Raw genomic sequence first — 22,298 nt, forward strand, 5'->3', positions numbered from 1 at the left:
GTAAAAGTTTTCAGCCAGCTCCAGTCATTACCTCCCTCGAAGGGACCCTCGTCGCCACCTCCGGAACTCCGCGCGCCGGAAGTGTTTCGCGCAGCCCCATCTCGTTTTCGGCCGCGATGCCGTGCTCGAGCCACGCGTGCTCTCCCTTGAGAACCGACATCGCGAGCTTGTAGAGATTCTCGTCGTTGGGCCCGAAAAGATTCCGGAAGTGCTCGTCAATCCGGAGCCGCGCCTCGCGGCAGAACGTGTCCGCCAGCGCGATCGCTTCCTTCTGTCCCTTCGCCGCCAGCATCTGCGCGCGACTGCATGACGCCGACATCGCGAACAGCTCCGCCCCGATATCCACCGCCCTGAACAGCACCGCCTGCTTCCGCTCGAGCTTCGGACCGTACCGCACCATCGCGTGGAAGATGGACCGGCCGAGGTGGCGCGTGTTGCGCTCGATGTAGCGCATGTGGGTCGCGAGCTTTCCGAACTCGCCGTAGCTCTTGAGCTGTCCCGCGCCGACCCAACGCGTGGGATACCACGTCAGATAGAACGGCGTGGACTTCGCCATTGCCGAGAGACGCTGCTTCATGGACGACTCGGGGTTCACGATGTTGAACGCGAGCTTGAAGTGATGGTCCACCGCTTCGCGGGCGATGAACAGCCGCATGATCTCCGACGATCCCTCGAAGATCAGGTTGATGCGGTAATCGCGCATCGCGCGCTCGACGGCGATCGGCTCCTCGCCGCGACTCGCCAGCGATTCGGCGGTCTCGTATCCACGCCCGCCGCGGATCTGAAGAGTGTCGTCAATGATTTTCCAGCCCGCTTCCGTGTTGTACAGCTTCGCGAGCGCCGCCTCGAGGCGGATGTCGTACCCGCCCTTCTCATACAGCGCTGTCGCCAGCTCGGCCACCGACTCCATCGCGAAAGTGTTCGCCGCCATCTTCGCGATCTTCTGCGCCACGGCCTCGTGCTTTCCGATCGGCTGCCCCCATTGGACACGCTCGTTCGCCCACTTCCTCACGATGCGAAGCATCACCTTGCCGGCTCCGGCGCATCCCGCCGGAATCGTTAGCCGCCCGGTGTTCAGAGTGACAAGCGCGAGCTTCAGTCCCTTGCCTTCCGCCCACAGGATGTTATCGCGCGGAACCTTCACGTTGGTGAAGCGGATCACTCCGTTCTCGATCGCCTTGAGACCCATGAAACGAAGGCGATGCACCACTTCCACGCCCGGCATGCTCGCGTCCACGATGAACGCGGTGATCTGCTTGACGTTCTTTCCCCTCGATTGCTTGTCCGGCGTTCTCGCCATCACGACGAACAGCTCGGCGCGTGTGCCGTTGGTGCACCAGAGCTTTTCACCGTTGATGACGAAGTGCTCTCCGTCCTCGGTGGGCGTGGCCGTAGTGCGAAGGTTGGCAGGATCGGAGCCGGCGTCCACCTCGGTGAGGGCGAACGCGGAGATCGCACCCTTGGCGAGACGCGGGAAGAATCTCTTCTTCTGATCCTCGGTGCCGAAGAGCTTGAGCGGCTGCGGGACTCCGATGGACTGGCTCGCCGAAAGCAGCGCGACGAGTGATCCGTCTTTCGACGTCACGAGCTCCATCGCCCTGATGTAGCTCATCTGCGACAGGCCGAGGCCGCCGTACTCCTTCGGAATCTTGATGCCGAAGGCGCCCATGTCGCGCAGCTCCTGCACGAGCGACTCGGGGATTTCGCCGGTCCGGTCTATCTCGGCGGAGTCCACGCGATCGAGGAACGCCTTGAGCTTGTCCATGAACGGCTTGGCTCGGGCTTCCTCCGCGTCGTCGTTCGGCGGGTGCGGATATATCAGATCGGGGCGGAACCGTCCAAGGAAAAGCTCCCTCGCGAAACTCGGGTGCTCCCACTCGGTCTCACGCGCCGACTCGGCGACGTCTCGCGCTTCTTTCTCGGTGGCGAGGGCCCGCGGATCTTCCGTCATTTACGCCTCACGAAGAGGAACATGCCAATAATAGAGATGGCCGCAAAGGAAAACCATTGCAGCGCGTAGCTCCTGTGCGAGCCCTCATCGAGCGGCGGAACATCGAGCCGCGGAGGGACGTTCACAGGGGTGCTGCCGCCCCCGATTAGTACTAAATAGTAACCAGCAACGGGATAAGGGAATGCCTGAGATACTGTAGGGCGATCCAGCCATCGGTACGCATTGCGGTGGCGTGCGGAGCGAACCTCGCCCTGGCGGGTCGAGAAGTTCTCGACGAACGCTTCTCCGGACATCGAGGCGGGCTCGCGCCACTTCGAGAGATCCACTGTCATCCCGTCCGGCGCGTACACCCATCCGCGATTGACGAGAACTGCTGAGTCGCTCCCCGGAAGGCGCACCGGCGTGATGATGTTCACCCCCGGCGACCCGTCGCGCGACCGGTTGGTGATGACGATCTCGTGATCGAAATCGTAGGTGCCGGATATCGTGACGCGCCGGTAGTGCGCCGCCGCGGTGTCAGCCGGCAAGTCCCGCACGGCGATCGGCGCCATCGCCGCGCGCGCGCGCAGCTCCGAATTGAGCGCGCGCCGCTCCGACAGCCGCTCGAGCTGCCAGAACCCGAGCCGGATGAAAACCGCGGCGAATGCAGTACCGAGAACAACGAACACGATATCACGGGGCTTCATGCCGTGAATCTAGATCACGGCTTGCATCGAGGCATCGGAGTGGATGGAAGGGGGCAATGTTGGCAGCATCGGTCTCGCAGACAGCACCCGCTGCCACATAGAGTAGCTAGCGGGCGCGCGACGATTTGGCGGCCCGGATCAGAAGAACGACAACTGCTCCCCAAGCGTAGCGGGATCCACGGGCCGCTGGCCGAGCTGGTACTGGATATCGCGCGCGGTGGACGGACTATGGCCGCTGAATGTATTCGCGACGTAGCCGTAGATGTCGGAGAGCCCCGGCGGCATCTGCTTGATCGCCTCGACCCATGCGTCCACTTCACGCGTACGGTCCACTTGCACACGGGAGTAGTCAACGAGGTCACGGTTGGGTCCCATCCAGCGGATGTAGGCGAAATCGGCCGTGGGGCGCTTCGCCAGACCAAGCATGACCTTCCGCGGAATCCACCGCCCGTCCACCAGGGTCAGGCCGATGTTACGGTCGCGCAGCAGCGCGATGACTCCCTCGTTGATCCATCCGCGGTGGCGGAATTCGATCGTGAAGCGCAGATCGGACGGAACCCTGCTCACGAAGTCCACCAGCGCGGGAAGCTCGGCCGGATCGAAGTCGGGGCTGAGCTGCACGAGGATCGGCCCGAGCTTGTGTCGCAGCTCGCGCGCTCTCTCATAGAACACTTCACCGACGCCGAGCGAGTCGCGGAGACGCTGTTCGTGGGTGATCTCCTGCGGCAGCTTGAGCGTGAAGACGAAGTCGTGCGGCGTGCGGTCGTACCAGCCCTTGAATGTTGCCGGCGAGGGCACGCCGTAGAAAGTCGAGTCCACTTCTACCGAGCCGAACGCGCGCGAGTACACGGAGAGGAAATCGGCCGGCCGCGTGTTGACGGGAAAGAACGGACCAACCCAGGCGTCGTAGTTCCACCCCTGGGTGCCGATGTGAATCGCTGGCTTTCTGTCCGTCACTGTGCGCGGCGCATTTTGTTCCGGCTCGTGAGATCTGGTCTCAAAATTGCCCTTTTAAGGCTGAAAGCAACACACCCGCGAATTTGATTCCAGGAGGAACGATGGATCGCAACGATCAGAACGGGCATCAGCACGGCGGCGTTCTGCGCCATGACGACAATCCGAGCATAAGCGAAGAAGTTGGCCATGCGGTGGGAGGAGTTTCGGGCGTCGTGATGGGAGCCGCGGTCGGCTCGGCCGGCGGCCCCATCGGCACGATCATCGGCGGAATCGCCGGCGCGGTAGGCGGATGGTGGGCGGGACGCACAGTCGCCGAAGCCGCCTCGAAGTTCAATGACCACGTCGACAACAACTACCGCCAGACGTACGAATCGCGCCCGGACCGCCTCGCCGACAGAACGTACGAGGATGTGCGCCCCGCATATCAGCTCGGCCACCTCGCCAGCGAGAACCCCGACTACAACGGCAAGAGCTTCGAGACAATCGAGTCGGACCTGCAACGCGGCTGGGGCAACGACCTCCGCGCGCGTCACGGCGATTGGGCCGCAGTGCGCCCGTACGCCGAGGAAGCGTACACGAGCCGCAGATCCGTCTCGATGCGCGAAGCGACCAACCGCATCCAGAACAGCGGCGAGAATCTCGCTGACCGGGCATCGGATACGACCCGCAACCTCGCCAACAGGGCGATTGATGCGGTGGACAACATCGAGGCTCGCGTTGATGGCAGTCCGGCGTCGGTGCCGGGACCCGATCCAACGGATCGCCGAATGTAAAAAGGGAGAAAGCAGGAAGAACGAGGAGGCCGCGACACGCGACACACCGCGACACGCGGCCTCTTTCGTTTCAGCGATACGTTTCGAAGAATCCAGTGCCCGACCCACTCACGAGCTCGCCTCCAAGCCTGCCGGAGATTCTCGCGACGCCCTTCATCTGAATGAAATATGGATGCGCGAAGCCGGCATCACGCTGTGGATCGCCCCGTTCACCGCCTGGCTCGCGATTGGCAAACGGGCTCTGATCGCGCGACTGGCGGCGTGTGTCGGTCGCGATCGCGTCCTCGATGTCGAGCTCGACTCGCAGCGTGTCGGCGCCGCGGACGTCGGCGAACGATGCGCGAGCCGGCACTCTGACGGTCCTGCCGTCCACCAGAGCGGACCGGCCATCCTCATAAGTGATTCGTGCCGGGCGCATCACGGCGCGGAATCCGAGCGAGTCCACGAGGTACACGAAGAGCGGCGTCTCCCGTCCCTGTTGTTCGGGTCCCCGAACGCGGCCATATAGAATGGTATAAGCTCCTGCCCGCGCCGCGCCCCAGTCCCACGTCACGCCGCGCCAAACGCCCCAGTTGTGATCGTGATAGGATTGCGCGGCAGCGTACTGCTCGCACTTCGCGCCGACGCACACCTTGCCGGTCGCGCTCGCTCGCAATGCGGGCACGGCGTAACCGGAAACGAACTCCTCGGAGCCCAGCGAAGCGCCCGGGAAATAGGCGCGCGGCGCCGGAGCGACGACGAGATCCACGCCGATTGGTTCTCCGCCATCCCGGGCCTCGGCGACAGCATGGACCTTGTAGCTCCCGTCCGATTGAACCTCGACCGTCGAGCCGCCGAGCGTCAGGTTCGCGGACGTCGTCGAGAATCTCACCGCCTGGCGCGGCACGAACGATTCGAATTTCCGCGATTCCCTGCCTTCCTCGCGCAGGGTAATCGCGACACTGCCGCCCCAGCGCTCGGTGCGCACGTCCCCGGCGACGATGAACGAGATGAACGCCCACCGCTTTCGATCGGGCGAGAGAACGTTGAAGTAATGCCACTCCGCCCAGCTCGCACGGTTGGCAGCGCTGTCCGGCGGGAGATGGAAATGATCTGTCTCGTGCCGAAGCTCCTCGAGGGACGGTGCGATCCATCTCCTGTCGCCATCGTCGTCGCGCCAGATGCCCGCACTTATCGAAACCGGGCCGCGAACAGCCATCGTTCGGCTCGGTATCTCACCACTCGCGCGCACCGGATACTCCACGCCATTCACCGTGCGCAGATAAACGAGCCGATCGTCAATCTGCGGAGCTACCGCGCTCACCGACGACGCGAGTCGCGGGGATGCGAGCAGCTGGTCGTACACGAATCGGCCGTGGTCTATCGAGAAAAAGAGCCCGCCGACGCCTCCCGTCTTCATCACCTCCACGTCGAGACCCTGTGGAAGCACCGTGATCGAGCCGCCGCCCACGAGCTTCTCGTCGCGCGCCTGCGTCAGCAGCGCTTCGCCGACCGAGAGCAGCACGATCATCACGCCGACGCCAATGCCGAACCCGAAGAAGAGAAGCGCCGACCGCCACGGACGGTAGACGATGTTCCTGAAGGCGAGAAGCGTGATCATCCGTCCACGATGCTGCCGTCGCGCATGTGGATCTTCCGATGCGCCGTGGCCGCCAGCTCTTCGTCGTGCGTGACGACGATGATCGTCGTACCATCCGCGTTCAGCCGCTCGAACAGCGCGATTATCTCGGCACCCGTCTTCGCGTCGAGCTCACCCGTCGGCTCATCGGCGAGAAGGATCGCCGGCTTGTTCGCGAGCGCACGCGCGACCGCTACGCGTTGCTGCTCTCCGCCCGACAGCTCCGACGGTCTGTGCCTCTCGCGATGCCCGAGCCCGACGTATCGCAGCAGCTCCCTCGCGCGCCCGGCGCGCTCCTCCTTCCCCAGCCCCGCTTCCGCCATCGGCAGCTCTACGTTCTCGCGCGCGGAGAGCGTCGGCATCAGATAGAACCGCTGAAACACGAAGCCGATGTTCCGTAGGCGGAATTCAGTCGCTTCGCGATCGCGCATGCCCCCCAACGCGTGCCCGCGAATCCGCACGCTCCCGCGCGTCGGCTGATCAATCGCGCCAAGCAGGTTGAGAAGCGTTGATTTGCCGCAGCCCGATGGCCCCACGATCGCCACGTACTCACCGTCGGAGATGTCGAAGCTCACTCCGCGCAGCGCGTGCACGTGCTCCGCGCCGAACCGATAGTCCCTCGCCAGATCGCGCGCTTCCACGACCGTCACGCGATCGCCTCCTGCCTGAGCGTCGTCGCTATCGGAAGCGACGCGGCGCGGAATGACGGATACACCCCCGCCGCTATCCCGGAGAGCGTCAGCAGACCCAGCGCCGTCCACGCCGCGCGCGGCTGAAACAGAAAGAAGTCAATCGCCACCGGGAGTCCCGGGAAGCTTGAAAGAATTCCATTGAGATAACGCGCGGTTACGAGACCAAGACCAAGTCCGCCGATGGCGCCGGCGATCGTGATGGCGATCCCTTCCAGCACGACCTGTTGCACGACGTGGGTACGCGACACGCCAAGCGCGCGCATGACGGCGATTTCACCGATTCTCTCGTTCACCGACACGGTCATCAGAGTCGTCACGAGGAGAAATCCGACGAACAGACTGACCGTGCCAAGGATGATGGCGAGCTGGCGGAAGTAGCTGAGCCGCTGGTCAACCTGCGCCAGCGCCGTCGCGGTAGAGATCGCGCTCACTCCGGGAATCGCACGCTCGATCCACGCCCGCGTGCTCTCGACCTCCGAATCGTTCCGAACCTTGATCATGAACAGCGATGCGTCGTCGGCGCGCGACGGCCCGCCCATCTCCTGAAGCGTGGCGAGGCGCATCACCGTCGCAAGCTGGTTCGCCGCCCCGTACAGGAATCGAACGCGGCCGGTAATCACCAGCCTCCGCGATCCCGAGTATGTCCGAAGCTGCGGGTCATATCCGGTCGCGACGTCGAGCGTGTCGCCGATCTTCGCGCCCGTCGCTCTCAGGAAATCGTCGTTCACCGCGAGCGCGTCCGCAGCGGTGGGATCGCGACCGGAGAGCAGCTCGTAATCGCCCTGCACCGCCGGATTCACGCCCAGCGCCGCGCTGGTGACGACCCTGCCGCCGATCGGAATGTGAATCGTACCACCAAGCACCGGGCTGATCGTCACGATCGCCGGATTGTGACGAAGAAGGGACGTGATCCCGCTCGCGTTCTCGATGGTCGCGTCGGTATCGAACGGAAGCGTTCCCTTGGGCGCGAGTCTCAACTGGAATCCGCGCGACAGCAGCAGCTCGCGGAACGACTCGCGCATCCCGGTGGACATCATCACCATGTCCAGCAGCATCGCCGCCGCAACCGCAACTCCGAGAATCGCCAGCAGCGTGCGCGTCGAATGCCGTTTGAGCGAAGCCCACGCCAGCGCGAGTCGCATCAGCGCCCGAACAGCGTCAAAGGTGGCGTGCGCACCAGCCGCAGCGATGCGAGCAGCCCCGCACCGATCCCGAGCACGAGTGACAATCCAATGGCAAGGGTCACGATGGATGGCGTGATCAACGAGAAATACAGCGGCGTCCGGTACACGCCCTGGTAGTACCAGTTGATGAACTGCGACGAGACCCAGCCCACCCCCACGCCCAGCGCACATCCGACGAGCGCCAGCACCGCCGCCTCGGCGACGATTCCCTTCACCACGGTCGCGCGAGAGATCCCCATCAATCGCAACGCGGCGACGTCGCGGCGTCGCTCCTCCACCTTGAGGAGCATGACGCAGAGGAGAAAGATCGCGCTGGCGACGATGGTGATCACGCCGATCGCCTTGTGGAAGCGGCTCACGACCTGGAAAGTCCGCGAGGTTTCCACCGCGATGTCGCGCGAGCGGTGCGCCTGGAATCCGAACGCCGCCGCGTTGATGTCGGCGAGCGCGCGCTCGGTCGCCGCGGGACCACGCGTCGCGACGGCGAAGCGATCCACCCGGTCGCCATATCCCGCAACTTTCTGAAGCTGGTCGAGGTGCATCCGCACGCGGTACTCGCTGCGTACGATCTCCGCCGGATCGGCGCCGGGCTTCACGATCGCCGAGACGATCACGGTATCTCCCGACGCGGCGCCGGGTCGCACCGAGACGACGAGCCGGTCGCCAATCGAGATGCCGGCGTCGGCGGCGAGGCGCTCGTCTATCGCGATGGTGCGCGTGGATGGCTGCTGCAGCAACAACAGCGCGGCAAGGAAGTGTGCGATCACTTCCTGAAGTTAGCGTCCAACCGGTTCGTGAGAGTGCACGTGGTGATACGCCGTCCGGCGCCCCCCGGATCTAGTGCGCCGGGGCGTCCATGTCGGTGAGCGGCGCGACCAGCACCTGCGACGCAAGCGCTGGTCCGATCGAAAGAACCGATCCGGCCACCCGGAGAGAAATCGGCCCCTCGTACGGCGCCTTCGAGATGACCACGAGCTCGGCGCCCGGCGTGATCTCGAGCTCGCCAAGGTAGCGAAGCATCTCAGGGTCGTCGTCGCTCACACGCACGACGCGCGCGCCGTACCCCGCGCCAAGCTCGGCCAACGAGAAGTACTCCGTCTCGTCCACTTGCCCTTCGCGCGACGGAATCGGCGCACCGTGCGGATCCACGACCGGCTCGCCTATGGCGGCTGCCATTCTGTCCACGAGCTCGTCCGACGCCGCGTGCTCCAGACGTTCGGCCTCGTCATCCACGCGATCCCATGGGTAGTGCAGCGCGCCGGAGAGATACGCTTCGATCACGCGGTGGCGGCGGAGCGTCCTGAGTGCGGCTCGGCGGCCGGACTCGGTGAGTGTCACTCCGCGATACGGCTCGTACGAAACGAGACCCTGATCGGCGAGACGGCGCACCATTCCGCTCACCGACGCCGGGGTCAGGCTCAGCCGCTGCGCGATGTCATTGGTGGCGACGGAGACGCTCCCCCGCCCCACCTCATAGATCGCCTTGAGATAGTCCTCGACCGGACCGGTTAGCGCCTCCTCAGGCGAGGGAGAATTCTCCAGTCGCAGGTGCGCGCGCTTCCCCCCTTTCATTTCGCCTCTCCGCTCCGTCCGTGAGAGCTTCCGCGCACGAGAAGCACCGGCACGGTAGACGCGTGGCGCACGGTGTTCGAGACGCTGCCATGAATCATGTCGCCGATGAACTTGTGGCCATGCGTGGACATCGCGATCAGATCGCACCCCTCGCGCACAGCCGCCTGCGCGATCTCCTGCGCCGGATCGCCGGACGCCAGCACCGCCTCGGCGTCGACCCCTTCGTCCTCGAGCTCCGTCGCCAACCGCTCGATGTATTCCCGATCCTTCTTCATCTCCTCGCTCTCACGCAGCTCGAGCTGGGAGATGTTTCGCGCCGCCCATCCATCGGCGACGTGAATCAGCACGACGGAAGACTTTCCACAGACACGCGCCAGCTCGCGCACGTGATCTATGATCGCGTCGTCATACGGTGAGTTCTCCACCGGTACCAGAATCTTCCGATACATGATCAGGCCCCCGCGAAGAACTGTACGAGCAGCCAAATGTTGAGCCCCGCGATTACGGCCGCAACCAGATACGCCAGCGCCTTGAGCCATACCGGATTCACGAACTGTCCCATCTTCACCTTGTCCGACGTGAATCTCACGAGCGGAACGACGGCGAACGAAAGCTGCATGCTGAGAATCACCTGGCTCAGGATCAGGAGCCGCGCTGTCCCGCTCTCGCCGTACATGATGGCGACGATCGCTGCCGGAATGATCGCGATCGAACGAGTGATCAGCCGCCGCATCCACGGCCGCAGGCGGATGTTGAGGAATCCCTCCATCACTATCTGGCCGGCGAGCGTTCCCGTCAACGTCGAGTTCTGTCCCGACGCGAGCAGCGCGAGCGCGAACATCGTACTCGCCCCGGCGCCGAGCAGCGGCGTGAGAAGCTTGTACGCGTCCTGGATCTCGGCGACGTCGTTGTGACCGCTCTTGTGGAAGGTCGCCGCCGCCACGATCAGGATCGCGGCGTTGATGAACAACGCGAACGACAGCGCAATCGTCGAATCAATGAACGCGAACTTGACCGCTTCCTTCTTCCCTTCCGCCGTCTCCTCGTATCTCCTCGTCTGAACGATGGAGGAGTGCAAATAGAGGTTGTGCGGCATCACCGTAGCGCCGAGTATGCCGACCGCCACGTACAGCATCGCCGGATTCGTCACCACCTGCGCGGATGGGATGAACCCGCGCAACACTCCGCCGAGCGGCGGGCCAGAGAGAACGATCTCGAAGAGGAAGCAGATGCCGACGGTCGCCACCAGCGTGATCACCAGCGCCTCGAGAAGACGGAATCCCTTGTTCTGCAGGTACAGAACGACCATCACGTCAAGCGCGGTAAGCATGATTCCGAGCGTAAGCGGAATCCCGAAGAGCAGGTTGAGCGCGATGGCAGATCCGATCACCTCTGCCAGATCGCAGGCGGCGATGGCGAGTTCGCAGATGACCCACAGGAACCACGCGACCGGCGTCGGATAATGGTCGCGGCACGCCTGGGCGAGATCGCGGCCGGTCACGATGCCGAGCTTGGATGACAGACCCTGGAGAAGGATCGCCATCATGTTCGACATCAGAATCACCGTCAGCAGCGTGTAGCCGAACTGGGATCCGCCGGCGAGGTCGGTCGCCCAGTTTCCGGGGTCCATGTAACCGACCGCGACCAGGTATCCGGGCCCGGCGAACGCCAGAATCTTCCTCCACCACGGCCCGGAGGTCACGGGAACACTCCGGTACACCTCGGCCAGTGACGGCGTTATGCGAGCCCGCCTCCATCCCGCGCCTGGATGCGGTAATTCCCTCTTTGGAGGAGCAAATCGAGTGGCCACAGTGAGTCTATTTGGTTGACACGAAGTACATTATATGGGATACCATCAATTGCATATTAGGATATCCTAACTTTTGGCGCAATAGTACTCCCCGGGCACGACTGCCCGGCCTAGTCAGATTCGTCGTCGAAGAATGCCAGCAGCCCCGAGAGAATCCTCTCGGTCATCCCCCAGACGACGTAGCCCCGATGATGGAAAGCGAACCGGCTCATCTCGATGCCTCGGGCCGTGACTGTCGTATCCCGCCAGACCGAGCGGTCGAGGAGAACGGAAAGGGGAACCCAGAAGGAATCCGCCACTTCCGGGCTCAGCACTGGCGGGGGCGGTTCGGAGATCAGAAACACGAACGGCCTTACGAGAACGTCGGGCAGATGGACGGTCCAGGGCCTGAGATCGTTCAGAACGCCGAGGGGATACGCGTGATTGCGGAGATCCATCTGCGTCTCCTCGAACGTCTCCCGCATCACCGTCTCGAGCAGCGAGGTGTCCGACGGTTCCTCGCGCCCGCCGGGAAACGCAACCTGCCCGCTCCAGGGATCGCCGTCGTACACGGCTCGCTGAATGAAAAAAACCTCGGGCTCACTTTCGGCCCCCAACCGGATCAGGATCGCCACCGCCGCACGCCAGGCGACGGGATCATGGACCTCGACAGGATTGTGCGACGATAGCGCGGCCTCGAGCCGCACGATCCGCGGGTCACTGCGCAGCGGATCCACCACGCTCACATCAAATGCTTCGTAAAAAAGTCCACGGTCTCGCGCGTCACCAATTCCAGTGTCGGCGTCACCACTCCGAGCGGGTGCTTCCCGCCGAAGGAATGGTTGACGCCATCGAGCACCCTGAGCTTGCTGACCCCGTCGGAGAGCGCGGACAGGCGCTCGCCCTCGGTGACAGGCACGGTCTCGTCATCGGATCCGTGCAGAATCAGCCACGGCACGCGAATTCGCGAAGCGGCGAACGCGATGTTGAGACGGGTCTCGCCCAGTTGCTCGACCTCGTGCAGCAGCTCGATGCTGAGCGGGATCACGTCGCCGGTGCGCGAATTGGCGATGTCTATGTACCCGCGCTGTCTCCAGTCGGCGACGATCTCCGGCGGCCACCGATTGGTGCTCGAGATCGCCGCCCACGTCACCAGCGCTTTCACATCCGGATCGCGCGAGGCACGAAGAATCGCCACCCCTCCGCCGCGTGAATGCCCGAATAGCCCGTATCCGCCCTCGATCCAGTCGCGCACGCGTGCTTCCTCTACCACGGCCTCCAGATCGTCGAGCTCCTGGAGATACGTGTTGTGCGTGAACACGTCGCGATTGGTGAAGCTCTCGCGGTCCTCGCCCACGCCACTGCCGGAGAAATCGAACGTGATGGCGCGAAGCCCCGCCTCCGCCAGCTCCTCGGCCACATGCGGAAAGAACGAGAAGTGGGCGAATCCCTTGAATCCGTGGCAGATGACGACAGTGCCGGCCGGCTTGTCGGGCAGGCGCGCCTCGCCGCGGATGATGAGAGGTGCTTCGTCACCCCGCTCCCGCCATAGCTCGAATTGCTCGAGCTCGATCATGACTCGACTTCCCCTCCCGCGTCCACCCATCCGCGGATCCCGCCGACCATCGAGGCCACGTCGGTGTATCCCATCTGCTGCATCGTGTCGGCGGCGAACGCTGACCTGTTGCCGCTCGCGCAGTAGATCACAACCGACTTGTCGCGAGGAATCGCGGCCTCGATCTTCGTCTCGAGGTTGCCGCGCGGAATGAACACCGCGCCCGGAATATGGCCGAGGTTCCACTCCTGCGGCTCGCGGCAATCGAGATACACGAGGTTCGGATTGTCGTCCGCCATCGCCTCGGCCGCAGTCACCTGGCGGATGCGCGACTTGGCTTCGTCAATAAGCTCGGTGGCTGTCTTTTGCGGCATGACGTTCTCCTGAAGTTTCGCGTGCCGCTCGCTGTCGCCGGACGCTCCTAATCATACAGAATCAGCGCCCGCTCATTAGCCGCTCACGACGTGGAGCGACAGGTCACTCGTGTCCACCTCGGCGATTGCGCCGAGTGGAATCGTCCATTGGTCGTGGATGTGTCCGAACGGCGCGCCGGCGAGGCACGGAATCCCCGCCGCGTCGGCCGCTTCGGCGATGACATCGTCCACCGCCCGGTTGTCCGCCGCCATTGCCACCGATAGCGGCTTGAAATCGCCGGCGACGACCGCCACGCACCGCTGGAGCGCGCCCGCGAGGAGAAGCTGCCGCATCATCCGGTCCACTCGGTACACGGCTTCGTCTACGTCCTCGAGAACGAGAATCGCCCCCTCGAAATCCACCGACCATGGGGTGCCCATGAGGGACGAGATGAGCGCGAGGTTGCCCCCGGCGAGGCGCCCCCGGGCGCGTCCCCCGCGCAGCACGCGGCCGTGTGAAGCGACGCCGCAGGAGTCGGTCTGGTCAACGACCGCGCGGACGAGCGAGTCGCGGGAGAAATCGCTCAGCTCTACTCGCGCGGTGGGACCGTGGAACGACACAAGCCCGCACTCGCGGTGGATCGCCGCGTGAAACGCGGTGATGTCGGAGAAGCCGATGAGGGGGCGGGGATGTGCGCGAAGCGATGCGTAATCGAGATCGGGCAGGAGCCGCATGGCGCCGTAGCCGCCGCGGATGCACCAGATCGCATCTATGGTTTCGTCGGCCAGCGCGCGATTGAGGTCGGCGAGGCGCTCGGTGTCGCTGCCGGCGAGGTAGCCATGGAGCGAAGCGACGTTCGCTCCGGTCACCGGAGTCCAGCCGAGCGAGCGCGCGTTCTCCTCAGCGCGCCGGATGTGAGTGGGGTCCGGGAGAATTCCGGCTGGCGCGATGAGCGCGACTCGCGCGCCGGGCCCCAGAGGCGTTAGAGCGCCGAAGAGATTCGTTTTCATGTGTGGGTCGCAAACGTAGAAAGCGCGGGGGCGACCGTCAACGCGCCAAGGGAAAGTCAGCGTGGGCTCCGCCGGCGTAGGTTTGTGGCGTGAACGGAACTTTCATCGCCGTCCTCGCCGCCATCCCGTGGGGATTGAGCGCGCTCGTCACGGGCATCCGCTTCAGGAATTCCAGGTCGCTCGGCGAAGAGAGTCCCGAGCCGCCGGCTGACGCGCCTCTGGTGAGCGTGGTGATTCCGGCGCGGAACGAGGCGCGGAACATCGAGCGCTGCGCGCGGTCGGTGCTGACGGCGACCTGGCCGAATCTCGAGGTGATCGTGGTGGACGACCAGTCCACTGACGGCACCGGCGACATCGCGCGGGCAATCGCGAAGGACGACGCGAGATTGCGCGTAATCGGGAACGATCCGCTCCCCGCGGGCTGGTTCGGCAAGCAGTGGGCGTGCACCACCGGCGCGCGCGCGTCGAGCGGCGCAATCATCCTCTTCGCCGACGCCGACACCACGCACTCGAGCGATCTCGTCACACGCTCGGTGAACGCGATGATTCGGCGGAAGGCCGATCTGTTCTCGGTGGCCGGCACGCAGGAGCTGGGCAGCTTCTGGGAGAAGCTGGTGCAGCCGCAGGTATTCGGGCTGCTCGCGGTGCGCTACGGCGGGACGGAGAGCGTGACGCAATCGAGACATGCAACGAACAAGATCGCCAACGGGCAGTGCCTGTTCGTGAGGCGCGCGGCATACGAAGAGCTTGGCGGCCACGAGCTCGTGAAGTCGCACGTGGCCGAAGACATGATGATGGCGCAGCGTTTTTTTGCCCGTGGAAAGAACGTCGTTCTCGCCGAGGGGCTGGAGCAGCTCTCGACGCGCATGTATACGTCGCTTGGCGAGCTGATCGCCGGGTGGGGGAAGAACGTCTTTGCCGGCGGGCGGGATGCGATTCCACTCGGCTGGTTCGGCCGGCTTCTCTATCCGTTCATTCTGCTGAGCGCGCCGCTCTCGGGTCTAGTGCCCGCTCTCGTTCTGGTTGCGAGCGTAGTCGCTCCGGTGCCGGGTGCATTGATTCTCTGGGCGGCGCTCACGCAGGGGATTCTTCTGGTCTGGTGGGCTTACGCGTACTGGATCATAGGCCAGTCGCCACTCTATGCGCTTCTCTCCCCGCTCGGCGCGGCGATGGTGTTCTGGATTTTTCTCCGCGCGATTCTCAGGGGGCGGCGAGTGATGTGGAAGGGCCGAGAGTACGTCTCGGGCTAGAGGGCGTTTCGGGTTCAATCATGACCTTACGTGGCGGTAACGTCGATCGCGAGTTCGTGGTAGGGACGGGGGGCCGGGCGCTTTACACGCTGGGCACTCTACGGGCGAACAGCCAGGTCTTCAACTCGGCGACTTACGGCGTGCTCAAGCTCACGCTCTCGGCGAGCTCTTACTCCTGGCAGTTCGTTCCGATCGCCGGCCAGTCATTCACGGATGCAGGATCCGGAAGCTGCCACTAGCGGTGTGACAGCGCCGGGGGGTTACTGCCTCCCGGCCGCCCTGTCCTCCACCATGTCGCGCGGCGAGTGACGCGGTGAAAGGAATGTCTGCCACGCGACGCCGAATGATGTCCTCCTGCGCGCCCCGGGGTCTAGCCTCGGAAGGTGCGTTCTCTCGCTTCAGCGGCGCGGCTTCTCGACAGGTGCGTAAGCGCGCTGGCGGCCAGTCCATTGCTTGCCGAGCTCGGCTTCGCCGCGCCCATCCCGATCAACGCGGAGATGACCGCATCGCTTGGCGTGGCCGGCATCGCCGGGCGCGCGATGGTGGCGCGGGGTGCCGGATCGTCTAGAGCTCTCGTTTTCGAGATCCTCCCATCGGCCGATCTGCGCCATGAGATGGGACGCATCGCGTCACGGCTTTCGTCGCGAGCCCCGCATCTGCTGTGGATCCTCGTCGGCATTGACTCACATGGCGATGAAGTCGGAGTCGCCTCGTTCGACGTCAGCCGGCCGCGTCCGCGTGTCGTCGCGCTCATCGCGCGGCGCGGACACATCGTGGACAGCGACTCCGAGACCGTGTGCGCCCTGGCCGCGGCGATCGGCGAATCGGACGTCCACACGCACTGCCGCTGGCTCGAGATACTCGGCAGGGAGTCGGTCGGCCGACGGTTCTTCCGCGCGCTCGAGCAATCCGTCAGGCACCTGGCGGACAGTCTTGCGCCACCAATCAACCGCGCAGATGCATCGGAGTTGTCACTCCTGTATGTATCGCGACTGCTCTTTCTTTCCTTTCTGGAGACGAAGGGATGGCTCGACTGCGATCACGGCTTCCTTGGGAACCGCTATGCCGGCTGCATGGTGCAGGGCGGCGGATATCATCGCCGCGTGCTCGCCCCGCTGTTCTTCGGCACGCTCAACACGCATCCGCGAAACCGCGCTGCGCGCGCCCGCGCATTCGGTCGAATCCCTTTTCTCAACGGCGGCCTCTTCGCGCGCTCGCCGCTCGAGACGCGCACCGCCGGGGCGACATTCACCGACGAAGCGCTTGGCGATGTCTTCGCCAATCTCCTGACCCGCTACAGATTCACCGCGCGGGAGGACAGCAGCACGTGGTCCGAAGCCGCGATAGACCCGGAGATGCTCGGCAAGGCGTTCGAGTCGCTCATGTCGTCATCGAACCGAAAGACGACGGGTGCGTTCTACACGCCGCAGTCGCTGGTTTCCGACGTCTCACGCAGCGCGCTCGCGGACGGCCTCGAGTGTCGCACTGTCGGATTCGCGTGCGTGACAGAGGCGCTCTCCGGCGGAATTCCCCGCCCCCACCAGCGCTCGGCGCTGCTCGCAGGAATATCCGCGCTGCGCGTGCTCGACCCCGCGTGCGGCTCAGGATCATTCCTCGTCCACATCCTCGAGCAGCTGTCATCACTCCGCACGCGGCTCGGCGATCTACGCCCTCTTCACGTGATCCGCAGGGAGATTCTGACCACGTCCATCTTCGGGGTGGATATCAGTCCGACCGCCGTGTGGCTCTGCGAGCTCCGGCTCTGGCTGTCCATGGCGATCGAGGATCCGGAGTCCGATCCGGTGAAGGTGACGCCTCTTCCGAATCTCGACCGTAACATCCGTGTCGGCGATTCGCTGGGCGGGGAGGCATTCGTCGAGACCGCGTTCAGGAGCGGCGGACGAAAGCTCGCCGCCGTGAGATCCCGCTACACGCGCGCGACCGGCCCGAAGAAGCGCTCGCTCGCCCGGATGCTCGACAGGATGGAGCGCGAGCTCGCACTCTCGGCGTTCACCGCAACCACGGTCCGGTTAAGGGGCGAGCGATCGGAGTTGCTCGCCGCCCTGCGGTCACGCGACCTGTTCGGGGAGCGGCTCGCGCCGAACGCGGAGACAAGGACGCGGCTCGCGCGACTGCGCGACGAGCTGCGCGCGTCGGCGAAGGAATCGCGACGCCTGAACGGTGGAGGCGCGCTGCCATTCTCCTTCGCGACGCAATTCGCGGACGTCGCTGCCGCCGGAGGATTCGACGTGATCGCGGGAAATCCACCGTGGGTTCGAACGCATAACTTCGACCCCCGGTCGCGACTGAGGTTGAAGCAGTCGTTCGCGGTATATCGGAATTCCGCCTGGAAGGCGGGGAGCGACGCGGCCGCTGCGGGCCGTGGGTTCGGATCGCAGGTGGATGTCTCCGCTCTCTTCATCGAGCGCAGTGTAGAGCTGCTGCGTCCTGGGGGCACGATGGCCCTTCTCGTCCCGGCCAAGCTCTGGCGTTCGCTCGCCGGCGGAGGCGTGCGCTCGTTTCTCCTCGAGAATACGGATCTGAGAAAGATCCGGGACCTCGGCAGCTCGACGAATGTGTTCGACGCCGCGGTGTATCCGTCTATCGTGGTCGCGAACCGCCGCGCTCACACGTTGAATGACGATCGGCGCGACCGTCCGCCTGTCGCGGTGTGTGTCGGCGAAGAAGCAAGTCGGAACAACGAATGGATGATGTGCGCCGACAGGCTTCCGCTGGACGCTTCACGCGGAGCGCCGTGGCTGCTCCTTCCCGCTGAAGTCCGCGCCGCATTCGACCGCGTGCGCGGGGCTGGTGACCCGATGGCGGAGAGTATCTTTGGCCGCCCGTTGCTGGGAGTGAAGACCGGCTGCAACGACGCGTTTTTCGTTTCAGGATTCGAAGGAAGCATCGAGCGCACGATGCTGCGCGCGCTTGTGCGCGGCGATCGCGTGATGAAATGGGCTCTGGGACCATGCGACGCATCCATCATCTGGACGCACGATTCAGCGGGAGCACCACTGCGATCACTTCCTCCGGCGGCAATGCGATGGCTGTCTGGATGGCGGCGCGATCTCGAGGCGCGCAGCGACGCCCGCGGGCGCGCGCGATGGTGGATGCTCTTTCGCACCGAAGCCGCCGACGCGTCCCTTCCCCGCGTCGTCTGGTCCGATATCGGCCGATCTCCCAGGGCAGCGGTCATCCTTCAAGGCGATACCGCGGTGCCGATCAACAGCTGCTACGTCGCTCGCTGTCCGACGCTGACGGACGCACACGCATTGACGGCGTTGCTCAACTCGCCTCTGATCGCCGCATGGCTTGGTGTCGTCGCGGAGCCGGCGCGGGGCGGATACCGGCGCTATCTGGGGTGGACCATGTCACTGCTTCCCATTCCCCACAATTGGGAGAGGGCGCGGGCGATCCTCGCGCCGATCGGACTTGCGGCATTCGGCGGCGACGAGCCGAGTGATTCCGACCTGTTGCAGTCGGCTCTCGACGCATACGGCCTCAATGAATCAACGGTGGCGGCCCTCCTCCAGTGGACCGCCTGAGCACTCTCGAGGCTCCGCTCAGCATCGTTCACCTTGATAAAGCGCGGCACGCAATCGCCGCAGCGCTTCTCGGCGACGAAGCGGATCGGGATCCGCATGCCACCGCTGGCTCGCTTGGACGCATACGGCTGCGACCCCATCAGATCGAAGCGATTGGCCGGCTCCGGCAGGCGATTGAAGAATTCGGCGGCGCTTTGCTGGGCGATCCTGTCGGAACGGGTAAGACTTTCGTCGCACTCGCGCTGGCATCGAGTACCGAGCGAATTCTCGTCGTCGCGCCGGCGGTGCTGCGGACGATGTGGACGCAGGCCGCGCTCGCCGCGGGCCGCACCATCCGACTCACGTCGTTCGAATCACTGAGTCGGGGAAACAACGATGTCGCAGCGCACGATCTCCTGATCGTGGACGAAGCACATCACGCGCGGAATCCACGTACTCGCCGTTACGCGGCGCTGGCGCGGCTCGCCTCGCGGGGACGCGTACTCCTCCTCTCAGCGACGCCGATCCATAACCGCCGCCACGAGTTGACGAGGCTGCTTTCCCTCTTTCTCGGCGAGCGGGCGACATCGCTCACGGACGCGGAGCTGGGCCGGTGTGTAGTGCGCCGAGCGCACGTGGTTGGCGCTGCAGATGAGGCAATGCCGCGAATCGAGCCATTGCGCTGGTGCGACCAGCCCGACGACGACTCGGTTCCGCGCATACTGCTGGCTCTTCCGCCGCCGCTTCCGCCCCGTGAGGGCGGCGACGGCGGCGCGCTCGTTGCGCATTCGCTGATCAGGCAATGGGCATCGAGCAACGCGGCTCTCGAGGGCGGTCTCACGAGGCGTTTGCACAGAGCGATTGCGCTCACCGCCGCTCTCGAGGACGGAACGTATCCGTCGCGCACGGAGCTGGCGGCATGGAGCAGCGCCGAGGATTCCGTGCAGCTCGCGTTCTCGTCGCTCCTCGCGCCGGCTGAGTCGGGGACGGCGCAGCTGCTGCCGGTGATCCGCAAACATCGTCACGCCGTGGCATCGCTCCTCGATCGCATTCGTCTTGACAGGCGCCGCGATGACGAGCTCGCCGCAACGATACGCCAGCTGCGCCAATCGCATCACGGCGTACCCATAGTCGCGTTCTCGCAATACGAGGATACGATTCAAGCGCTGTTCGGCCGTCTCGCGAACGATGGCGAGGTAGCGGCTCTGAGCGGTTCCGGCGCACGTGTCGCGGGTGGAAGCATTTCCCGCGGTGACGCCATCAGCCGGTTCGCACCGGTCGCTTCGGGGTGCCCTGCTCCGCCCCGATCGGAGAGAGTCTCGCTTCTGCTCACGACTGATCTGCTGAGCGAAGGAGTCAATCTTCAGGACGCCGGCGTGATCGTGCATCTGGATCTTCCATGGACGCCCGCGCGCATGGAGCAGCGCCTTGGCAGAATTGCGCGGATCGGCTCGCCGTATTGTCGCGTGTTCGCGTACGCAATGCGGCCACCGGCGAACGCCGACGCGATCGTGCGCATCGAGAGGATCCTGCACGAGAAGATGAAGGCTGCGGCCACGGTGATCGAATCGTTCCCTTCCCTGATGACTGTGGCGACGGACTTCGCGGATACATCCACGAACGGGCCGCGGATGATCGAGTCCGCCCGCCGGCTCATCTCCGAATGGTTGAATGATGCGTCCATCGGATTGACCGGCGCGCCGCTTGTCGCGGCAGCAGTCGCACCGATCGACGGCTTTCTCGCGGCGTGCAGAATCAACGGCCAGGTCTTTCTCTTCGGCTGTCTCGACGGTCGCATCACTGACGAGCCGGAGATGATCCTTCGCTGCGCTCGATACTGTCGGGGCAGGCCGACGCGAATCTGCGAAACGGAGGCATCCGTGTGTCTGGATTTACTCAGCGCGCATGTCGAAGCGGCGCACCTGCTTCGCGGCGTGAAGCCCGCCGCGGCTGCGACCAATCACGTGCGCCGCAGTGCGCTCCGGCACATTGCCGTCGCCGCGGCTCGGTCGCGCCCTCACATGCGCGCGCGTGTTTCCGTGCTCGCGAAAAGCGCTCGAAACGTGGTGACAGGCAATTTTGGCAGCCACGCCGAGCTCGAGCTTGCGACGCTCGATTCCCTGGACCTGAGCGATGAAAAGTGGCTCGAGCGCGTGATCGAGTTCGGATCGAGATTCGGCGCCGCAACCTCGCCTCGCGCCGAAGATGCCGGCGTCGTGGTCATCGCGATGATCGTCTTTCGCTGTCGTCGTGACGCGATTGTGTTGTCGTCCGCAACGGAACGCTGACGGCCGTTGGCGGCGTCGCGTTTAGGGTTCGCATCCGGACGGGATGTGCTCGTCCGACTCCCCATGAAAGGAGGCAAGAATGCGAACGCGATTCACGTACGTCGCACTTCTGCTGGCCATCGCGGCTGGTACGACGCTCACCATCGTGAGCTGCGCACCAGACTCGACTGCGCCCGGCGTTGTGGCCGGCGCCCCCGATCCCCTCATCACGCGTCAGAAGGTCGAAGACCTCCGCGAGAAATACGGCTGGATCGGCAAGTACCATACGGACGGGCTCGAGTACATCTATTCCCAGCTCGTCAGGAACAGCAGCAGGCTGACGAGCAAGGCGGAGGTCTGCAAAGTCGCGGCGAAGGCGCTCAAGGAGTTCCATCGGACCGCGCGGCACGGCGATCTCCCGGCAGGCCTCGTGGATCCATCGCTTTCCGCCGAGGTTTGCGCGGCGTCGCAGGATCCCAGTCCGATCAAGCGATCGCTGTTCGCGAACGTGTCTCCCGGATCTGTACGCGCCGACCTGTCGGCGACGGCCGTGGGGTACATGAGCCAGATCGCATACCTGTCTGAGAACGCAACTTCGAGAACCGGACTGTTGAACGACATTTATAGTGTCGAGTCACAGTCTGCAGCAGTGCTCCCGGAAGCAGAGGCGGGAGCCGTGACCGCGGTTGCGTCCATCGCCGTCAGCTCGATTTACTACTGGGAACCCAACCTCAGCTCGTGGACTTCGGTGTCCGTCGGCACCGAGACAGCGTACTCGCGCGCCTCTGAATTCGGATCACCAGCCACGTCGAGCTCGGTGGGAGCACTCCCCGACAAGGTGAGCGCCACGGACTGGTGGTCGAATCCCTACATTCGCGGATTCGGCAAAGTTCTCGGCGCCGACGCGCTCGCGGGAGGGAGGACGATCTATACGACGTGGGCACTCGGGCCCATCGGCTGGGACGCGGCCGCCGCGAGCGCCGTGTGGGGTTCAGCAACCACCGCGTTGGCACTCATTTTCTGAGGATCCGGTTCCGGAACATTCGCGGAATTCGTTCGACGCCGTCTGGCGATGCGTCAGACGGCGTCGAGATCATGCGGGAAAATGATCTG

At 64.6% G+C, this 22,298-nt stretch carries 20 protein-coding genes; 6 read left to right on the forward strand and 14 right to left on the reverse strand.

Annotated features, from left to right (window positions below):
* Nucleotides 1–10: 10 nt before the first annotated feature.
* The 3 genes from Q7S20_12515 to Q7S20_12525 form a co-directional block, all read right to left on the reverse strand.
* The gene (locus Q7S20_12515; protein MDO8502656.1) at nucleotides 11–1,951 is read right to left on the reverse strand and encodes an acyl-CoA dehydrogenase family protein; all 1,941 of its coding nucleotides are present in this window, start codon (nucleotides 1,949–1,951) and stop codon (nucleotides 11–13) included.
* Nucleotides 1,948–2,637: an SURF1 family protein gene (locus Q7S20_12520; protein ID MDO8502657.1), complete on the reverse strand. Its 690-nt coding sequence runs from the start codon at nucleotides 2,635–2,637 to the stop codon at nucleotides 1,948–1,950. The genes Q7S20_12515 and Q7S20_12520 overlap by 4 nt, the downstream gene beginning before the upstream one ends.
* Nucleotides 2,638–2,775: 138 nt before the next feature.
* Complete coding sequence (locus tag Q7S20_12525) at nucleotides 2,776–3,594, reverse strand: DUF72 domain-containing protein (GenBank protein MDO8502658.1); 819 nt, start codon at nucleotides 3,592–3,594, stop codon at nucleotides 2,776–2,778.
* A 101-nt stretch (nucleotides 3,595–3,695) separates the two neighbouring features.
* Here Q7S20_12525 and Q7S20_12530 point away from each other — a divergent pair, with 101 nt between their 5' ends.
* On the forward strand, nucleotides 3,696–4,367 hold the full coding sequence (locus tag Q7S20_12530; protein ID MDO8502659.1) for a hypothetical protein: 672 nt from the start codon (nucleotides 3,696–3,698) through the stop codon (nucleotides 4,365–4,367).
* A 70-nt stretch (nucleotides 4,368–4,437) separates the two neighbouring features.
* Here the strand turns inward: Q7S20_12530 and Q7S20_12535 are convergent, their stop codons facing one another.
* The 11 genes from Q7S20_12535 to Q7S20_12585 form a co-directional block, all read right to left on the reverse strand.
* Nucleotides 4,438–5,967, reverse strand: coding sequence for a hypothetical protein (locus tag Q7S20_12535; GenBank protein MDO8502660.1), 1,530 nt, complete (start codon nucleotides 5,965–5,967; stop codon nucleotides 4,438–4,440).
* On the reverse strand, nucleotides 5,964–6,635 hold the full coding sequence (locus Q7S20_12540) for an ABC transporter ATP-binding protein (protein MDO8502661.1): 672 nt from the start codon (nucleotides 6,633–6,635) through the stop codon (nucleotides 5,964–5,966). Before Q7S20_12540 ends, Q7S20_12535 begins: the two co-directional genes overlap by 4 nt.
* Nucleotides 6,632–7,819 carry an FtsX-like permease family protein gene (locus Q7S20_12545; GenBank protein MDO8502662.1) on the reverse strand — a complete coding sequence of 396 codons (1,188 nt, stop codon included), beginning with the start codon at nucleotides 7,817–7,819 and terminating at the stop codon, nucleotides 6,632–6,634. The genes Q7S20_12540 and Q7S20_12545 overlap by 4 nt, the downstream gene beginning before the upstream one ends.
* Nucleotides 7,819–8,628: an FtsX-like permease family protein gene (locus tag Q7S20_12550; GenBank protein ID MDO8502663.1), complete on the reverse strand. Its 810-nt coding sequence runs from the start codon at nucleotides 8,626–8,628 to the stop codon at nucleotides 7,819–7,821. Before Q7S20_12550 ends, Q7S20_12545 begins: the two co-directional genes overlap by 1 nt.
* A gap of 70 nt (nucleotides 8,629–8,698) precedes the next feature.
* Nucleotides 8,699–9,433 carry a metal-dependent transcriptional regulator gene (locus Q7S20_12555; GenBank protein ID MDO8502664.1) on the reverse strand — a complete coding sequence of 245 codons (735 nt, stop codon included), beginning with the start codon at nucleotides 9,431–9,433 and terminating at the stop codon, nucleotides 8,699–8,701.
* The gene (locus Q7S20_12560) at nucleotides 9,430–9,882 is read right to left on the reverse strand and encodes a universal stress protein (GenBank protein MDO8502665.1); all 453 of its coding nucleotides are present in this window, start codon (nucleotides 9,880–9,882) and stop codon (nucleotides 9,430–9,432) included. Before Q7S20_12560 ends, Q7S20_12555 begins: the two co-directional genes overlap by 4 nt.
* A gap of 2 nt (nucleotides 9,883–9,884) precedes the next feature.
* Nucleotides 9,885–11,243 carry an Nramp family divalent metal transporter gene (locus Q7S20_12565; GenBank protein MDO8502666.1) on the reverse strand — a complete coding sequence of 453 codons (1,359 nt, stop codon included), beginning with the start codon at nucleotides 11,241–11,243 and terminating at the stop codon, nucleotides 9,885–9,887.
* Nucleotides 11,244–11,353: 110 nt separating this feature from the next.
* Nucleotides 11,354–11,962, reverse strand: coding sequence for a CoA pyrophosphatase (locus tag Q7S20_12570; GenBank protein MDO8502667.1), 609 nt, complete (start codon nucleotides 11,960–11,962; stop codon nucleotides 11,354–11,356).
* 2 nt (nucleotides 11,963–11,964) lie between these two features.
* Complete coding sequence (locus Q7S20_12575) at nucleotides 11,965–12,798, reverse strand: alpha/beta fold hydrolase (protein ID MDO8502668.1); 834 nt, start codon at nucleotides 12,796–12,798, stop codon at nucleotides 11,965–11,967.
* Complete coding sequence (locus Q7S20_12580) at nucleotides 12,795–13,151, reverse strand: rhodanese-like domain-containing protein (protein ID MDO8502669.1); 357 nt, start codon at nucleotides 13,149–13,151, stop codon at nucleotides 12,795–12,797. Before Q7S20_12580 ends, Q7S20_12575 begins: the two co-directional genes overlap by 4 nt.
* A 75-nt stretch (nucleotides 13,152–13,226) precedes the next feature.
* Nucleotides 13,227–14,141: an LD-carboxypeptidase gene (locus Q7S20_12585; GenBank protein ID MDO8502670.1), complete on the reverse strand. Its 915-nt coding sequence runs from the start codon at nucleotides 14,139–14,141 to the stop codon at nucleotides 13,227–13,229.
* A gap of 89 nt (nucleotides 14,142–14,230) precedes the next feature.
* Between Q7S20_12585 and Q7S20_12590 the strand changes: the two genes are divergently transcribed.
* From Q7S20_12590 to Q7S20_12610, 5 genes are all read left to right on the forward strand, one after another.
* Nucleotides 14,231–15,391 (forward strand): glycosyltransferase family 2 protein, encoded by a 1,161-nt coding sequence (locus Q7S20_12590; protein MDO8502671.1) that lies wholly within the window; start codon nucleotides 14,231–14,233, stop codon nucleotides 15,389–15,391.
* A gap of 20 nt (nucleotides 15,392–15,411) precedes the next feature.
* Nucleotides 15,412–15,630, forward strand: coding sequence for a hypothetical protein (locus tag Q7S20_12595; protein MDO8502672.1), 219 nt, complete (start codon nucleotides 15,412–15,414; stop codon nucleotides 15,628–15,630).
* Between the two features lie 144 nt (nucleotides 15,631–15,774).
* Nucleotides 15,775–18,939, forward strand: coding sequence for an N-6 DNA methylase (locus tag Q7S20_12600; GenBank protein ID MDO8502673.1), 3,165 nt, complete (start codon nucleotides 15,775–15,777; stop codon nucleotides 18,937–18,939).
* The gene (locus tag Q7S20_12605; GenBank protein ID MDO8502674.1) at nucleotides 18,927–21,206 is read left to right on the forward strand and encodes an SNF2-related protein; all 2,280 of its coding nucleotides are present in this window, start codon (nucleotides 18,927–18,929) and stop codon (nucleotides 21,204–21,206) included. Before Q7S20_12600 ends, Q7S20_12605 begins: the two co-directional genes overlap by 13 nt.
* Before the next feature lie 79 nt (nucleotides 21,207–21,285).
* Nucleotides 21,286–22,209 carry a hypothetical protein gene (locus Q7S20_12610; GenBank protein MDO8502675.1) on the forward strand — a complete coding sequence of 308 codons (924 nt, stop codon included), beginning with the start codon at nucleotides 21,286–21,288 and terminating at the stop codon, nucleotides 22,207–22,209.
* The last annotated feature ends 89 nt before the right edge of the window (nucleotides 22,210–22,298 follow it).

The sequence above is a fragment of the Gemmatimonadaceae bacterium genome, assembly GCA_030647905.1.
Taxonomy (GTDB): Bacteria; Gemmatimonadota; Gemmatimonadetes; order Gemmatimonadales; family Gemmatimonadaceae; genus UBA4720.

Bases quoted from the DNA above. Each gene is read 5' to 3' on its own strand.
- Q7S20_12515 (MDO8502656.1), bottom strand. From the start codon at position 1,951: ATGACGGAAGATCCGCGGGCCCTCGCCACCGAGAAAGAAGCGCGAGAC.
- Q7S20_12520 (MDO8502657.1), bottom strand. From the start codon at position 2,637: ATGAAGCCCCGTGATATCGTGTTCGTTGTTCTCGGTACTGCATTCGCC.
- Q7S20_12530 (MDO8502659.1), top strand. From the start codon at position 3,696: ATGGATCGCAACGATCAGAACGGGCATCAGCACGGCGGCGTTCTGCGC.
- Q7S20_12535 (MDO8502660.1), bottom strand. From the start codon at position 5,967: ATGATCACGCTTCTCGCCTTCAGGAACATCGTCTACCGTCCGTGGCGG.
- Q7S20_12545 (MDO8502662.1), bottom strand. From the start codon at position 7,819: ATGCGACTCGCGCTGGCGTGGGCTTCGCTCAAACGGCATTCGACGCGC.
- Q7S20_12555 (MDO8502664.1), bottom strand. From the start codon at position 9,433: ATGAAAGGGGGGAAGCGCGCGCACCTGCGACTGGAGAATTCTCCCTCG.
- Q7S20_12560 (MDO8502665.1), bottom strand. From the start codon at position 9,882: ATGTATCGGAAGATTCTGGTACCGGTGGAGAACTCACCGTATGACGAC.
- Q7S20_12575 (MDO8502668.1), bottom strand. From the start codon at position 12,798: ATGATCGAGCTCGAGCAATTCGAGCTATGGCGGGAGCGGGGTGACGAA.
- Q7S20_12580 (MDO8502669.1), bottom strand. From the start codon at position 13,151: ATGCCGCAAAAGACAGCCACCGAGCTTATTGACGAAGCCAAGTCGCGC.
- Q7S20_12585 (MDO8502670.1), bottom strand. From the start codon at position 14,141: ATGAAAACGAATCTCTTCGGCGCTCTAACGCCTCTGGGGCCCGGCGCG.
- Q7S20_12595 (MDO8502672.1), top strand. From the start codon at position 15,412: ATGACCTTACGTGGCGGTAACGTCGATCGCGAGTTCGTGGTAGGGACG.
- Q7S20_12610 (MDO8502675.1), top strand. From the start codon at position 21,286: ATGCGAACGCGATTCACGTACGTCGCACTTCTGCTGGCCATCGCGGCT.